This is a genomic window from Microbacterium petrolearium, assembly GCF_054782875.1.
This window is the reverse complement of record NZ_BAAGRQ010000008.1, coordinates 84,369-98,405: the sequence shown is the minus strand read 5'-3', so window position 1 is coordinate 98,405 and position 14,037 is coordinate 84,369. Positions and strand designations below refer to the sequence as shown.

At 71.7% G+C, this 14,037-nt stretch carries 13 protein-coding genes; 1 reads left to right on the top strand and 12 read right to left on the bottom strand.

What is annotated here, in order from left to right; all coding sequences use genetic code 11:
* Nucleotides 1-12 precede the first annotated feature (12 nt).
* The 7 genes from ACYVJ0_RS08420 to ACYVJ0_RS08390 form a co-directional block, all read right to left on the bottom strand.
* Nucleotides 13-2,736, bottom strand: coding sequence for an FtsK/SpoIIIE family DNA translocase (locus tag ACYVJ0_RS08420; RefSeq protein ID WP_460817235.1), 2,724 nt, complete (start codon nucleotides 2,734-2,736; stop codon nucleotides 13-15).
* A gap of 82 nt (nucleotides 2,737-2,818) precedes the next feature.
* Nucleotides 2,819-4,495 (bottom strand): ribonuclease J, encoded by a 1,677-nt coding sequence (locus ACYVJ0_RS08415; RefSeq protein WP_449854683.1) that lies wholly within the window; start codon nucleotides 4,493-4,495, stop codon nucleotides 2,819-2,821.
* A gap of 80 nt (nucleotides 4,496-4,575) precedes the next feature.
* Nucleotides 4,576-5,553, bottom strand: coding sequence for a 4-hydroxy-tetrahydrodipicolinate synthase (gene dapA / locus ACYVJ0_RS08410; protein WP_449854682.1), 978 nt, complete (start codon nucleotides 5,551-5,553; stop codon nucleotides 4,576-4,578).
* 29 nt (nucleotides 5,554-5,582) lie between these two features.
* Nucleotides 5,583-6,095, bottom strand: a complete 513-nt coding sequence (locus ACYVJ0_RS08405) for a dihydrofolate reductase (RefSeq protein ID WP_460817233.1) — start codon at nucleotides 6,093-6,095, stop codon at nucleotides 5,583-5,585.
* On the bottom strand, nucleotides 6,095-6,904 hold the full coding sequence (locus ACYVJ0_RS08400) for a thymidylate synthase (protein ID WP_460817231.1): 810 nt from the start codon (nucleotides 6,902-6,904) through the stop codon (nucleotides 6,095-6,097). The genes ACYVJ0_RS08405 and ACYVJ0_RS08400 overlap by 1 nt, the downstream gene beginning before the upstream one ends.
* Nucleotides 6,905-6,978: 74 nt before the next feature.
* Complete coding sequence (locus ACYVJ0_RS08395; RefSeq protein WP_449854679.1) at nucleotides 6,979-7,518, bottom strand: DUF4395 domain-containing protein; 540 nt, start codon at nucleotides 7,516-7,518, stop codon at nucleotides 6,979-6,981.
* On the bottom strand, nucleotides 7,511-7,945 hold the full coding sequence (locus tag ACYVJ0_RS08390; RefSeq protein WP_460817228.1) for a thioredoxin family protein: 435 nt from the start codon (nucleotides 7,943-7,945) through the stop codon (nucleotides 7,511-7,513). Before ACYVJ0_RS08390 ends, ACYVJ0_RS08395 begins: the two co-directional genes overlap by 8 nt.
* A gap of 125 nt (nucleotides 7,946-8,070) precedes the next feature.
* Here ACYVJ0_RS08390 and ACYVJ0_RS08385 point away from each other — a divergent pair, with 125 nt between their 5' ends.
* Complete coding sequence (locus ACYVJ0_RS08385; RefSeq protein WP_460817226.1) at nucleotides 8,071-8,493, top strand: OsmC family peroxiredoxin; 423 nt, start codon at nucleotides 8,071-8,073, stop codon at nucleotides 8,491-8,493.
* Nucleotides 8,494-8,642: 149 nt separating this feature from the next.
* Here the strand turns inward: ACYVJ0_RS08385 and ACYVJ0_RS08380 are convergent, their stop codons facing one another.
* Genes ACYVJ0_RS08380 through ACYVJ0_RS08360 form a run of 5 tightly spaced genes read right to left on the bottom strand, consistent with a single transcriptional unit; the run spans nucleotide 8,643 to nucleotide 14,008 of the window.
* Nucleotides 8,643-9,086 (bottom strand): hypothetical protein, encoded by a 444-nt coding sequence (locus ACYVJ0_RS08380; RefSeq protein WP_460817224.1) that lies wholly within the window; start codon nucleotides 9,084-9,086, stop codon nucleotides 8,643-8,645.
* Nucleotides 9,083-9,901 (bottom strand): 4-hydroxy-tetrahydrodipicolinate reductase, encoded by an 819-nt coding sequence (locus tag ACYVJ0_RS08375; protein WP_460817223.1) that lies wholly within the window; start codon nucleotides 9,899-9,901, stop codon nucleotides 9,083-9,085. The genes ACYVJ0_RS08380 and ACYVJ0_RS08375 overlap by 4 nt, the downstream gene beginning before the upstream one ends.
* Nucleotides 9,902-9,960: 59 nt before the next feature.
* A complete protein-coding gene (locus ACYVJ0_RS08370) occupies nucleotides 9,961-11,244 on the bottom strand; it encodes an ABC transporter permease (protein WP_460817221.1) in 1,284 nt (427 codons plus the stop codon).
* A complete protein-coding gene (locus ACYVJ0_RS08365; RefSeq protein WP_460817219.1) occupies nucleotides 11,241-12,515 on the bottom strand; it encodes an ABC transporter permease in 1,275 nt (424 codons plus the stop codon). The genes ACYVJ0_RS08370 and ACYVJ0_RS08365 overlap by 4 nt, the downstream gene beginning before the upstream one ends.
* Nucleotides 12,512-14,008 (bottom strand): ABC transporter ATP-binding protein, encoded by a 1,497-nt coding sequence (locus ACYVJ0_RS08360; protein ID WP_449854672.1) that lies wholly within the window; start codon nucleotides 14,006-14,008, stop codon nucleotides 12,512-12,514. Before ACYVJ0_RS08360 ends, ACYVJ0_RS08365 begins: the two co-directional genes overlap by 4 nt.
* Between the last annotated feature and the right edge of the window lie 29 nt (nucleotides 14,009-14,037).

The window sequence follows — 14,037 nt, the reverse complement described above, 5'->3', positions numbered from 1 at the left end:
GCGTGAAGTGTCTCAGTCCCGCCCGGTCAGCTGCCAGGCGTCCTCGTCGCCGTCCTCGTCCTCGACGGGGCGGCCGGCGAACTGGGCCTCGATCGGGTCGTCGGCGTAGCGGTCGTCCTCGGGCTCCTCGGCGGCCGCGGGGGCCGGCGGCGGCACGTCCTCGCCCTTGATGCGCGCGAGCACCTCGGGCAGCTGCTCGGGGGTGACGAGCACGTCGCGGGCCTTCGAGCCCTCGGACGGGCCGACGATCTCGCGCGACTCCAGCAGGTCCATGAGGCGACCGGCCTTGGCGAAGCCCACCCGCAGCTTGCGCTGCAGCATCGAGGTCGAGCCGAACTGGCTCGACACGACGAGCTCGGCCGCCGCCAGCAGCATCTCGAGGTCGTCGCCGATGTCCTCGTCGATCTCCTTCTTCTTCGCGTCGATCGCCTCGGCCACGTCGGAGCGGTACTCGGGGCGGGCCTGCCCGGTGACGTGCTTGACCACGCGGTCGATCTCGTCCTCGGTCACCCACGCGCCCTGCACGCGGAACGGCTTGGACGACCCCATCGGCGAGAACAGGGCGTCGCCCTGGCCGATGAGCTTGTCGGCGCCGCCCTCGTCGAGGATGACGCGGCTGTCGGTGACGCTCGTCACCGCGAAGGCGAGGCGGGAGGGCACGTTGGCCTTGATGAGGCCCGTGACCACGTTGACCGACGGGCGCTGCGTCGCGAGCACGAGGTGGATGCCGGCGGCGCGGGCCAGCTGCGTGATGCGGACGATGGAGTCCTCGACGTCGCGCGGGGCGACCATCATGAGGTCGGCGAGCTCGTCGACGACCACGAGCAGGTACGGGTACGGCTTCAGCACCCGCTCGCTGCCCGGCGGCAGCTCGACCTCGCCGCGCGCGAGGGCGGCGTTGAAGTCGTCGACGTGGCGGTAGCCGAACGACGCGAGGTCGTCATACCGCATGTCCATCTCCTTCACGACCCACTGCAGCGCCTCGGCGGCCTTCTTCGGGTTCGTGATGATGGGCGTGATCAGGTGCGGCACGCCGGCGTAGTTCGTCAGCTCCACGCGCTTGGGGTCGACGAGCACCATGCGCACCTCGCTCGGCTTGGCGCGCATCAGGATGCTCGTGATCATCGAGTTCACGAAGCTCGACTTTCCGGATCCCGTGGATCCGGCGACGAGCAGGTGCGGCATCTTCGCGAGGTTGGCGACGACATAGCCGCCCGAGACGTCCTTGCCCACGCCGATGGTCATGGGGTGCGTCGACTTCTGCGCCGCAGGCGACCGCAGCACGTCGCCGAGCGCGACCGTCTCGCGGTCGACGTTCGGGATCTCGATGCCGATCGCGCTCTTGCCGGGGATCGGCGCGAGGATGCGGACGTCGTTCGACGCGACCGCGTACGAGATGTTGTTCGACAGCTGCGTGATCTTCTCGACCTTCACGCCGGGGCCGAGCTCGACCTCGTACTGCGTGACCGTCGGGCCACGGGAGAAGCCGGTGACCTTCGCGTCGACCTTGAACTGCTCGAAGACGCCCTCGATCTGCTGCACCATGCGCTCGTTCGCCTCGGACTTGGCGATCGAGGGCGGCCCGGCCGAGAGCGCGGCGGGCGAGGGCAGCACATAGGGCGTGGACGGCGGCTGGGGTCCGCGCGATCCGGGACCGTCGGTGCCGAACCCGCTGAGGCCGGGCAGCGCCTCGGCGAGGTCGCCGGTGTCGTCGCCGTCGCCCACGAGCCCCGTCGATCCGGACTCGCGCAGTCCGGCCGTCACGCCGCTCAGGTCGGAGAGGATCTCGGTGGCGTCGTCGGCGGGCTCGGGGTCGGCGACGACGACCGCGTTGTGGTAGCCGCCGTCGGTCTGGGTGCCGAGCAGCTCGGTGAGGTCCTGAGGATCGGTGACGACATCCGACTCCTCCTCGCGACCGCTCTTGTTGCGGCGCCACCAGGGGCGGTCGTCGGCGTCGTCGTCGGACGCCTCGTCGTCGGCCTTGCCCTTGCCCTTGCCGAGCACCTTCGTCGGGGCGGTCTCGCCGGCGTCCTCGACGACGCGCTCGGTGCCGAACATCCAGGCGTACAGGTCGCCGAGCCGGCTCACGATCCGGTTCGGCGGCGTCTTGGTGAGGATCAGCACGCTCAGCGCGCCCAGCAGGCCGAGCAGGATGTACGCGCCGACATCGGTGAGGAGCATCGCGAGGGGCTCGCCGATCATCCATCCGAACAGCCCGCCGGCCTCGCTCAGCGCCGGCATGCCGGCCGGGGGCTGGGGGCGGCCGCCTGCCACGTGGCAGAAGCCCGCGACGGTGACGGAGAGCAGGCCGAAGCCGATGCCGATGCGGCCGTTGTCGTGCACGGACGAAGGGTGGCGGAAGAGCCAGCCCGCCAGCAGGAGCAGCAGCACCGGGTAGACGAACGCCGTGCGCCCGATGAAGAGCCCGAAGGTGTACGCGCTCACGAGCGACGCCGCCTCGTTGCCGATGAACACCCACTCGGTGACGGCGCCGGCCGCGGCCAGCAGCACGAGCAGGAACGGGAAGCCGTCGCGGCGGTCGTCCTTCTCGAGGCTCTCGGGCCCGAACACGCGGAACAGCCCGCCCACGCCGTGGGCGAGGCCGTTCCAGGCGCGCACGGCGACGGGCGGCTTGTCGGCCTCGCCGACGTACTTCTTCGGCGCCGGCGCCGGCTTGCGGGCGCGCGACGACGCCTTCGAGCGGGCGCTCTTGGGGTCGGTCGACGTGCGTGCCATGCGCTCCACGCTACGCGCGGGCGCCGACATCCGGCGGGAGCGACCCGGGTTTCCGCGGATCCCGCGCCGCTCCGGCCCCGCGTCAGGCCTCGATGACGACCGGGACGATCATCGGGCGGCGGCGCAGCGAGTTGCCCACCCAGCGGCCGATCGTGCGGCGCACGGTCTGCGTCAGCGCGTGGTTGTCGCGCACGCCGTTCTGCGCGGCCTCCTCGAGGGCGGCGGCGATCTTCGGCTTGACCTTGTCGAACACCGCGTCGTCCTCGGCCACGCCGCGCGCCTGGATCTCGGGACCCGAGATGATGCGTCCGGTCTGGGCGTCGACGACGACGATGACCGAGACGAAGCCCTCCTCGCCCAGCACGCGGCGATCCTTGAGGTCGGCGTCGGTGATGGCGCCCACGCTCGACCCGTCCACGTACACGAAGCCCAGGTCGAGCTGGCCCACGACCTCGGCGACGCCGTCTCGCAGGTCGACCACGGTGCCGTTCTGGCCGAGGATCGTGCGCGTCTCGGGGATGCCCGTGTCCTGCGCCAGCTTGGCGTTGGCCATGAGGTGGCGGTACTCGCCGTGCACGGGCAGCACGTTGCGCGGCTGGAGGATGTTGTAGCAGTACAGCAGCTCGCCTGCCGCCGCGTGGCCCGAGACGTGCACGCGCGCGTTGGCCTTGTGCACGACGTTGGCGCCGAGCTTCGTGAGCCCGTCGATGACACGGTAGACCGCGTTCTCGTTGCCGGGGATGAGCGAGGAGGCGAGGATCACGGTGTCGCCGGGACCGGGCTCGATCTCGTGGTCGAGGTTCGCCATCCGGCTGAGGACGGCCATCGGCTCGCCCTGCGATCCGGTCGACATGTAGACGATCTCGCTGTCGGGGATGTCGCGGGCCTTCTTGTAGTCGATGAGCACGCCCTGCGGGACCTGCAGGTAGCCGAGGTCGGCGGCGATCGTCATGTTCCGCAGCATGCTGCGGCCGAGCAGCGCGACGCGGCGGCCGTTCGCGGCGGCGGCGTCGAGCACCTGCTGCACGCGGTGCACGTGGCTCGAGAAGCTCGCCACGATGACGCGTCCCGTGGTCTTCGAGATCACCTGGTCGAGCACGGGACCGATGGCCCGCTCCGTCGGGGTGAAGCCCGGCACGTCGGCGTTCGTGGAGTCGGGCAGGAAGAGGTCGACGCCCTCCTCCCCCAGGCGCGCGAAGGCGCGCAGGTCGGTGATGCGGCCGTCGAGCGGCAGCTGGTCCATCTTGAAGTCGCCCGTGTGCAGCACGAGGCCGGCCGGCGTGCGGATCGCGATGGCGAGCGCGTCGGGGATCGAGTGGTTCACGGCCACGAACTCGAGGTCGAAGGGTCCGACGCTCAGGCGCTCGCCCTCGACGACCTTCTGCGAGACCGGCCGGATCCGGTGCTCCTTGAGCTTCGCCTGCGTGAGCGCGAGCGTGAGGCCCGATCCGATGATGGGGATGTCCTCGCGCAGGCGCAGCAGGTACGGCACGGCGCCGATGTGGTCTTCGTGGCCGTGCGTGAGCACGACGCCGACGATGTCGTCGAGGCGGCCGCGCACGGGCTCGATGTCGGGCAGGATGAGGTCGACGCCGGGCTGGTGCTCCTCGGGGAAGAGCACGCCGCAGTCGACGATGAGGATCTTGCCGTCGAACTCGTACGTGGTCATGTTGCGGCCGACCTCGCCGAGGCCGCCGAGCGGGGTCACGCGCAGCACGCCGCTCTCGAGGGGGCGCGGGTCGTAGACAGGTGTGGACATGGTCCGCCTTCCCGGGACGCGGGGCGTCCGGTCGTCGATTCTTCTGTTGTCGTGCGGGCGCTTCACGCCCGCGGAGGTCTTCAGCGCGTGGTGCCGGGGATCTTCGGCAGCGCACCGCCGGCGGCCGCATTGCGGTCGGGGCGGAAGTCGGAGAAGTCGACGCCCTCGACGCCCTTCACGAGGGCCAGCTCGTCCTCGATGACGGCGGCCTCCCACTCCTCGGGGCCGACGAGGGGCAGGCGCACGCGCGGGCTCGAGATGCGGCCGAGGCCGTGCAGGATGTACTTGGCCGAGACCGTGCCCGGCACGTGCGTCATGACGGCGCGGACGAGCGGCTCGAGGCGCATGTGCGCATCGGTTGCGGCCGCGAGGTCGCCGCGGTTCACGGCGTCGACGATCGTGCGGTACGGCGCCGGCGCGATGTTGGCCGTCACGCTGATGGCGCCCACGGCGCCGATCGACATGTGCGGCAGCACGTTGGCGTCGTCGCCCGAGAAGTACATCAGATCGGTCTGGTTCAGCACGCGGCTGACCTCGCTGAAGTCGCCCTTGGCGTCCTTGATCGCGAGGATGTTGGGGTGCTTCGCGAGGCGCAGGATCGTCTCGTACCGGATCGGCACGCCGGTGCGGCCGGGGATGTCGTACAGGATGACCGGCAGATCCGTCGCGTTCGCGACGAGGCGGAAGTGCGTGAGGATGCCCGCCTGCGTCGGCTTGTTGTAGTACGGCGTGACGATCATGATGCCGTCGGCGCCGGCCTTCTCGCTCTTCCGGTAGAGCTCGATCGCGTGCGCGGTCTCGTTCGATCCGCCGCCCGTGATGATCCGGGCGCGCCCCGCGGCGACGTCCTTGCCGACCTCGACGAGCCGGATCTTCTCGGCGTCGGTGAGGGTGGAGGTCTCGCCCGTGGTGCCCGTGACGACGACGCCGTCGGCGCCCGCCGAGACGACGTCGTCGATGTGCTTCTCGACGCTGGGCCAATCGACCTCGCCGTCGGCCGTCATCGGAGTGACGAGCGCGACGAGCACCTGCCCGAAGGGATTGCCCGAGTGCGTCATGCCTCCAGGCTATCGTCCCCCGCCTGCGCTCACGCCCTGGCGTAGACGAGGAAGCGGTAGCGGAGGCCGCTCTCGCTCGTGTGCCAGCCGTCCGCCGGATCGGCGCGGATCGTCCGCCACTCGGGGCCGATCGGCGGCGCGAAGGCGTCGCCGTCGACCTCGAGATCGATCTCGGTCACCCACAGCTCGTCGAGGCGCGGCATCGCCTGCGCGTAGATCTGCCCACCCCCGATGATCCACGCGTCCTCCGACGCGGCGGCCGCGGCGGCCACGCCCTCGTCGAGCGAGGGCACGACGGTCGCCCCCGGCGCGTCGTACGCGGCGTCGCGCGTGACGACGATGTTCGTCCGGCCGGGCAGCGGCCGCCAACGCGGCGGGAACGACTCCCACGTGCGGCGCCCCATGACCACAGGGTGGCCGGACGTGGAGCGCTTGAAGTACGCCAGGTCCTCCGGCAGGTGCCACGGCATGTCGCCCGCGGCCCCGATCACCCCGCGCCCGTCGCGCGAGCGGGCCTGTGCCCAGATGGCCCGCAGCGTCATCAGACGGCGACCGGTGCCTTGATGGTGGGGTGGTGCTGGTAGTCGCGGATCTCGAAGTCCTCGAGCTCGTAGTCGAAGATCGACTCCGGGCGGCGTGCGAAGTGCAGCGTGGGGTACGGGTAGGGCTCGCGCGAGAGCTGCTCGGCCACCTGCTCGCGGTGGTTGTCGTAGATGTGCACGTCGCCGCCGGTCCACACGAACTCGCCGAGCTCGAGGCCCGTCTGCTGCGCGACCATCGCGGTCAGCAGGGCGTAGGAGGCGATGTTGAACGGCACGCCGAGGAACATGTCGGCGCTGCGCTGGTACAGCTGGCACGAGAGCCGGCCGTCGGCCACGTAGAACTGGAACATGGCGTGGCACGGCGGCAGCGCCATGCCCTCGATCTCCGACGGGTTCCACGCCGTCACGAGGTGGCGCCGCGAGTCGGGGTTGCGCCGGATCTGCTCGACGACGTTCGCGATCTGGTCGATCTGCTGCCCGTCGGGGGCCGGCCACGAGCGCCACTGCACGCCGTACACGGGGCCGAGGTCGCCGTTCTCGTCGGCCCACTCGTCCCAGATCCGCACGCCGCGCTCCTGCAGCCAGCGCACATTGGAGTCGCCGCGCAGGAACCAGAGCAGCTCGAGGGCGACCGACTTGAAGTGCACGCGCTTGGTCGTGATGAGCGGGAAGCCCTGCGACAGGTCGTAGCGCAGCTGGCGCCCGAACACGCTCGTCGTCCCCGTGCCGGTGCGGTCGTCCTTGTGCGTGCCGTTGGCGAGGACGTCGCGCAGCAGGTCCTCGTAGGGCGTGGGGATGGCGGCGGTCATGGCTTCAAGGGTACGTCCGGGCACCGACACTCGGACCGCGACGCGCTGCCCCTCATCGTGCGTCGCCCCGCCGCTCAGGCGGCGCGGCCGACGACGCCGAGCCGCTGCAGGCCCAGATACATCTGGCAGCCCAGGCAGAACCCGAACGCCGCGTTGAGGAAGGCCGCGACGAAGGCCGCCGCGGCCGCGATCGGCAGGGCCAGCGGCACGCCCAGCAGGTGCAGCACCAGCCCGGCGCCCGTCACGAACAGCCCGACCCCCTGCGCGAACCGCGGCGGGCGCGGGTCCTCGAGGTCGGCCGGCGGTCCGAGCCGGGGACGCACGAACCGTCGGAACACGACGCCCCACGGGGCCGTGCGCGGCGAGGCGGCGCCCCAGAGGAAGAGCGCGGCGGCGATCGCCACGAGGACGAAGCCGACGTCGGCCGCGCGCTCGGCGACCGTGGCACCGGGGAGCCACCACTCGTCGACCTCGGGCAAGGTGTGAACGTAGGCCACCCGCGTCCGCGCGGCGGAGTTCCCGACGAACGCGGCGAACGTCGCCACCAGCAGCAGCGCCGACGTGATCCCGGCCGCGAACCGCGGTCCCCGCGGGTCGATCCCCTGGTCAGGCATGCACCCCTCCGATCCGTTCGAGCTCGGCGACGACCGTCGACCGTTGCGGCGCTCCCCCGATGCGCGCGTGCGGCGCGCCGGAGCCGTCCAGCACCAGCACGGTCGGCGTCTGCAGCACCTGGAATCGGCGCGCGAGATCCGGTCGGTGGGTGAGGTCGACGTCCACGTGCCGCACGCCGGCGTGCGACGACGCGACGTCGGAGAGCAGGCGACGCGTCGACGGGCACTTGGCGCACACCTCGGTGCTGAACTGCAGGAGCGTCGCCCGCTCGCCGAACGCGCCGGCGTCGACCCCCACATCGACGGTGGAGATCGTCCCCTGCCCCACCCGGCGCGCCCGCCCCTGTCCGCGGCGCAGCGCGAGGCCGAGCAGCACCGCGACGAGCACGATGCCGGCCAGGATCAGCGCGGCGGCGAGGGGCGACATGCTCCGATGCTGGCACGGTTGCGCGACCGCCGGCCCCGTTGCGAAGAAATATGACGACGACAACCCCTGCTGCACCGGTGCGCTCGTCAGTAGGCTGGCGACGAACCCGCAATCGAGGAGGACATATGAGCGTCACGAGCAAGGCCACCACCACCTGGAGCGGTTCGCTCTTCGAGGGGTCCGGCACCGTCGCGCCGGGCTCGGGCATCGGCACGTTCCCGGTCAACTGGAAGGCCCGCAGCGAGGGCTCCGAGAGCACGACGACGCCCGAGGAGCTGATCGCGGCCGCGCACTCGTCGTGCTTCAGCATGGCACTGTCGAACGCGCTGGCGCAGAACGGCACCCCGCCCGAGAGCATCGAGGCCACCGCCTCCGTGACGTTCGTGCCCGGCACCGGCATCACCGGCAGCCACCTCAACGTGAGCGCGACCGTGCCCGGCCTGGACGCCGAGAAGTTCGCCGAGATCGCCGAGGGCGCGAAGGCAGGCTGCCCCGTGTCGCAGGCGCTGTCGGGCATCGAGATCACCCTCGAGGCCACGCTGGCCTGAGCCGCAGGGCCCCCGCTGAGCGGGGCGGTTTCGCTGGTCGCTTCATCTGCGCGGCCTGCGGCCGCTCCGTTCAGCAACCGATCCGCGCGAGCCTGCGGCCGCTCCGTTCAGCAACCGACCGGGCCGCGGCCTGCTCAGTGCCGTCCGCGTCAGCGCTCCGCGCGCTCGCGGCGCATCGCCTCGCGGATCGCCTCGCGCGCGCGGCGGCGGTCGCCGGCGGCGTCGTAGGCCAGGCCGAGCCGGTACCAGGCGCGCCAGTCGTCGGGCCGCGCCTCCACCTCGGCGCGGTACTTCGGGAACACGGCGTCGCCGTCCGCGCGCTCCACGCGCCCGCTCGGGCGCACCGTGACCGGGTCGTCGGGCAGCGCGCCCTCGGCCTCGAGCCGCGCGCCGAGGCGCTCGGCCCCGGCGCCGAACAGCAGCTCGCGCGCCAGCGCCCACACGGCGATGGCGGGCAGCACGAGCATGGCCACGCCCATCACGACGGCCACGGGCTCCCCCGTGCCGAGCAGCGCGACGGCGCGCACGCCCACGAGCCAGATGTAGAGCAGGAGCGCCGCCGCGATGACAGCGACGCCGATGCGCGTCGTCACGCGGTCGCTATCGTGCTCGTGGTCGCGGCGACCTGCCCGGCGGCGGCGTCCTCCGCGACGGGGCGGCCCTCGCGCGGGCGGGGCGTGCCGACGCCGATGTCGATGAAGCTGTCGAGCCCCACGACGACCCCGCGCGCCTCGAGGGCGCCGGCGAGCGCCACGCGGATGCCGGGCGCGTAGGCCTCGGCGGGATCGGTCGTGTCGTGCACGATCGAGAGCGTCTCGCCGGGGCCGGAGAGGATCGACTCCTGGCGGGCGATCACGCCGGGGCGGCGCAGCGAGTGCACGGGCACGCTCGCCACCTGCTGGCCGCGCGCGCGCTGATCCGCGTGCGGGGCCTCGACCGGCGCCTGCCGGGCGGCGGTGATGAGCTCGGCGGTGCGCACGGCGGTGCCGGAGGGCGAGTCGATCTTCGAGTCGCGATGCGCCTCGACGATCTCGGCGAACGGGAAGAACCGGCTCGCCGCCGCCGCGATCGCGGTGCCGATGACCGATCCGAGAGAGAAGTTCGGGATGAACACCGCGCCGGTGCCCGCCGCCTCGACGAGCGGGCGCACGAGCGCGATGCGCTCCGCCGACCATCCGCTCGTGCCAACGAGCACGTTGAGGCCCCGCTCCGCCGCGGCGCGCACCACCTCGATGCTCACCGCGGGCGTCGACGCGTCGACCACGAGGTCGGCGCCGCCCAGCTCGGACAGATCGCTGCCCGATCCCAGGACCGACGCGACCTCGAAGCCCTCGAGCTCCTCGATCACGCCGCGGATGATCGACCCCAGCTTGCCGTTCCCGCCCACGAGGGCGACGCGCGTGCTCACTTCGTCTCGCTCCGCTCGCTCAGTACAGGCATACGCCCCATCCTACGGAGCGCACGGCGTCAGTGCCCGGGGGCGTACGGCTTGCCCGTCGCCGCCGGCGCCACGGCGCGGCCGATGAGGCCCGCCACCGCGATCAGCGTCACGACGTAGGGCGTCGTGGCGATGAGGTCGGCGGGGATGTCGCTGCCGGCCTGGTTGGCGACGACCGCCAGGTTGCGCGCGAATCCGAACATGAGCGCCGCGAGCGCCGCGACGACCGGGTGCCAGCGGCCCAGGATCACGCACGCGAGCGCGATGTAGCCCTGGCCGTTCGACATCTCGCGTACGAACGCGTTCGACTCGCCGAGCGTGAGCACGGCGCCGCCCAGGCCCGCGACGAGGCCGGCGACCGTCACGGTCCAGAACCGCGTGCGGTTGACGTTGATGCCGACGGTGTCGGCGGCCAGCGGGTGCTCCCCCACGGCGCGGATGCGCAGCCCGATGCGGGTCTTGAACAGCACGAACCACACGACGGGCACGAGCACGTACATGAGGTACGTCGTGATGCGCTGGTCGAACAGCGTCGGCCCGATCACGGGGATGTCCGAGAGGACCGGGATGGCGATCTTCGGGAACGTGCCGGGGAAGTTCAACTCCTCGGCGTTCGAGGAGAGCACCGCCGAGAAGAAGAAGTTCGTGATGCCGATCACGAGCACGTTCAGCACGACGCCGACGATGATCTGGTCCACGAGGTACGTGATCGAGAACGCCGCCAGCACGAGCGAGACGAGCGCGCCGCCGATCATGCCGGCCAGCACGCCGGCCCACAGGCTGTTCGTGATCGAGCCGACGACCGCGCCCAGGAACGCGCCCATGAGCAGCTGGCCCTCGATGGCGATGTTCGCCACGCCCACGCGCTCGCCGATCACGCCCGCCAGGGCGCCGTAGATGAGCGGCGTCGCCAGGCTCAGCGCGCCCGTTGTCAGCAGCACGATCGAGAGGGTGGTGCCCTGGCCGATCTGCCCGAGCAGCGCGGCGAGCCACACGATGCCGAAGCCCACGTACAGCCACACCGACACCCGCATCCGCCGCTGCACGAGCACGACGGCCACGGCCGTGACGGCGGCGAGGATGACGGTGGCGACGATCGCGAGGACCTTCGCCGGCAGCACGGTGTCGGGCACCTGGATGGCGTCGCGCGCCTGCGACCAGCGGAACGCGACCTCGCCGGGCCCCGTGCCGAGCACGAACCACACGAGCGCGACGAGCGTGAACACACCCATCACGATGGGGGCCTTCCAGGCGCGCGGCGCGTCGCGACGCACGACCACGTCCGCCTGGGGAAGCACGACGGCGCCGGTCACTTGGCCACCTCCTGGGTCTCGGTCGTGCGGGTGCGCGCGAGCACGGCGCGCACGCCGGCACCGGGGGCGGGCAGCCGGAAGATCGCCCGCACGAGCGGAGGCGCCGCGATGAACAGCACGATGACGCCCTGCACGACGCTCATCACCTCGGGAGCGACGCCCACGAACTGCATGGTGGCGGAGGCGGCCTTGAACGCGCCGAACAGCAACCCGGCGAAGACGACGCCGCCCGCCCGCGATCCGCCGAGCAGCGCGACCGTGATCGCGTCCCAGCCGATGCCCGCGTCGATCGAGGGCGTGAATCCGGCCGTGCGTCCGAGCGCCTGGTTCACGCCCGCGAGGGCCACGAACGCGCCCGAGGCGGCCATCGTGTAGACGTAGATCCGCTCGACGTCGATGCCCGCCGTGCGCGCGGCGTCTGCGTTGAGCCCGACGGCACGGAACTTGAAGCCGAGCGACGAGCGCTCCATGAGCCACCAGTACAGGACGGCGGCCGCGATGGCGAGGACGAAGCCGAGGTGCAGCTGGAACGACGGCCCGAGGAGTGCCGGCAGCTGCGCGGTCTCCGCGGGGGCCATCGAGGTGGGGTCGTTGCCCGAGCCGGGGTTGTGCATGGGCGAGGTGCGCAGCACCCACGTGAGCACGTTGACGGCCACGTAGTTGAGCATGATCGTGACGATCACCTCGTGCGCGCCCGTCTGCGCCTTGAGGAAGCCGACGATCGCGCCCCACACGGATCCGCCGATGAGGCCGAAGACGATCGCGGCGACGAGGTGCAGCCCGCCGGGCAGCTGCCACTGGGTGGCCGCCCACATGGCGCAGCCGGCGGCGACGAGGAGCTGGCCCTGGCCGCCGATGTTGAACATGCCCACGCGGAAGCTGAGCGCCACGCCGAGGCCGGCCGCGATGAGCGGCCCCGCGAAGCGCGCGGTCTCGGTGAGCGGGCGGATGCCGGCCTCGAACGAGGTCGCCTGGGTGTTGTAGATCGCGCCGCGGAAGAGGGCGCCGTACGCCTCCCCGATCGCGTGCCCCATCGCCGAGAGGGTGTCCATGGGTCGGGCGAAGAAGTAGCCGGCCGACGAGACGACGTCGTCGTTCGTGGTGACGATGAGGATCGCGCCCACGACGAAGGCGATGAGGATCGCGAGCGCGCCGCGCACCACGCTGCCGGCGAGGATCTCGCGGAGCGCGTCGCGCAGCACCGAGTCGACCCGCGACGGCGGCTGGGCCGCCCGCGCGCGTCGGGTGGGCGAAGGTGTGGTCTCGCTCATGCCGCGACTCCCGCCATCATCTGGCCGAGCGTCGCGCGCGGCGTGTCGCCGTCCACGATGCCGACGATCCGTCCGTGGTACATGACCGCGATGCGGTCCGCGAGGCCGATGACCTCGTCGAGCTCGGTCGAGACGATGAGCACGGGGATGCCGGCATCGCGCGCGGCGATGATCCGGTCGTGCACGAACTCGATCGAGCCCACGTCGAGCCCGCGCGTGGGCTGCGACGCGATGAACAGGCGCAGGTCGCGGCCCAGCTCGCGCGCCAGCACCACCTTCTGCTGGTTGCCGCCCGACAGCCGCCCGGCCGCCTGGTCGATGCCCTGCGCGCGGATGTCGAACTCGTCGATCGCCCCCTCGGCGAACTCCGCGATCGCGCGCCGGTCGATCGTGCCCATACGCACGAACGGCGCGCCGTCGCTGCGGTCGAGCATGAGGTTCTCGGCGATCGAGAACTCGCCCACGAGCCCGTCCTTCTTGCGGTCCTCCGGCACGAAGCCCACACCCGCGTCCAGCACCTGCCGCACGGTCTTGCCCAGCAGCTGTCGGCCGTCGAGCAGGATCGATCCCCTCGCGTGCCGGCGCAGCCCCAGGATCGCCTCGGTCAGCTCGGTCTGGCCGTTGCCCTGCACGCCCGCGATCGCGAGCACCTCTCCCCCGCGCACGGTGAAGTCGATGTCGTCGAGCAGGTGCTCGCCCGAGCGCCCGACGAGCGTGAGGCCCGAGACCTCGAAGCGCGAGTCGGTGTAGGCCGGCGGCTGCTTGTCGACCTCGAGGTCGACGTCGCGGCCGACCATGAGCGAGGCCAGCTCCGTCGGCTCCGCCGTGGGATCGGCCGAGGCCACGACCTTGCCGCGGCGGATCACCGTGATGCGGTCGGCGACCTCGCGCACCTCGCGGAGCTTGTGCGTGATGAACACGATCGACGTGCCGCTGGCCGCGAGCTCCCGCATGATGCCCATCAGCTCGTCGGTCTCCTGCGGGGTGAGCACGGCGGTCGGCTCGTCGAGCACGAGCAGCCGGGCGTCGCGCGCGAGCGCCTTGACGATCTCCACGCGCTGCTGCGCGCCCACCGGCAGCTCCTCGACGACGGCGTCCGGATCGATGTCGAAGCCGAACCGCTCGGAGATCTCGCGCACCCGCGCCCTCGCGGCGTCCATCGACAGCACGCCGCCGCGCGTGGGCTCGTTGCCCAGCATGACGTTCTCGGCGACCGTGAACACGGGGATCAGCATGAAGTGCTGGTGCACCATGCCGATGCCCGCGGCCATCGCATCGCCGGGGCCGGCGAAGTGCACGGGCTCGTCGTCGACGAGGATCTCGCCCTCCTCGGCCTGGTAGAGGCCGAAGAGCACGTTCATCAGCGTGGACTTGCCCGCGCCGTTCTCGCCGAGGAGGCAGTGGATCTCGCCGGGCGCGATCTCGAGATCGATCGCGTCGTTGGCGACGAACGATCCGAAGCGCTTCGTGATCCCGCGGAGTTCGAGTTTCATCGTTCCGGATTCTTCCAGATGGGTCGGAT

Bases quoted from the DNA above. Each gene is read 5' to 3' on its own strand.
- ACYVJ0_RS08420 (WP_460817235.1), bottom strand. From the start codon at position 2,736: ATGGCACGCACGTCGACCGACCCCAAGAGCGCCCGCTCGAAGGCGTCG.
- ACYVJ0_RS08415 (WP_449854683.1), bottom strand. From the start codon at position 4,495: ATGTCCACACCTGTCTACGACCCGCGCCCCCTCGAGAGCGGCGTGCTG.
- dapA (WP_449854682.1), bottom strand. From the start codon at position 5,553: ATGACGCACTCGGGCAATCCCTTCGGGCAGGTGCTCGTCGCGCTCGTC.
- ACYVJ0_RS08405 (WP_460817233.1), bottom strand. From the start codon at position 6,095: ATGACGCTGCGGGCCATCTGGGCACAGGCCCGCTCGCGCGACGGGCGC.
- ACYVJ0_RS08400 (WP_460817231.1), bottom strand. From the start codon at position 6,904: ATGACCGCCGCCATCCCCACGCCCTACGAGGACCTGCTGCGCGACGTC.
- ACYVJ0_RS08395 (WP_449854679.1), bottom strand. From the start codon at position 7,518: ATGCCTGACCAGGGGATCGACCCGCGGGGACCGCGGTTCGCGGCCGGG.
- ACYVJ0_RS08390 (WP_460817228.1), bottom strand. From the start codon at position 7,945: ATGTCGCCCCTCGCCGCCGCGCTGATCCTGGCCGGCATCGTGCTCGTC.
- ACYVJ0_RS08385 (WP_460817226.1), top strand. From the start codon at position 8,071: ATGAGCGTCACGAGCAAGGCCACCACCACCTGGAGCGGTTCGCTCTTC.
- ACYVJ0_RS08365 (WP_460817219.1), bottom strand. From the start codon at position 12,515: ATGAGCGAGACCACACCTTCGCCCACCCGACGCGCGCGGGCGGCCCAG.
- ACYVJ0_RS08360 (WP_449854672.1), bottom strand. From the start codon at position 14,008: ATGAAACTCGAACTCCGCGGGATCACGAAGCGCTTCGGATCGTTCGTC.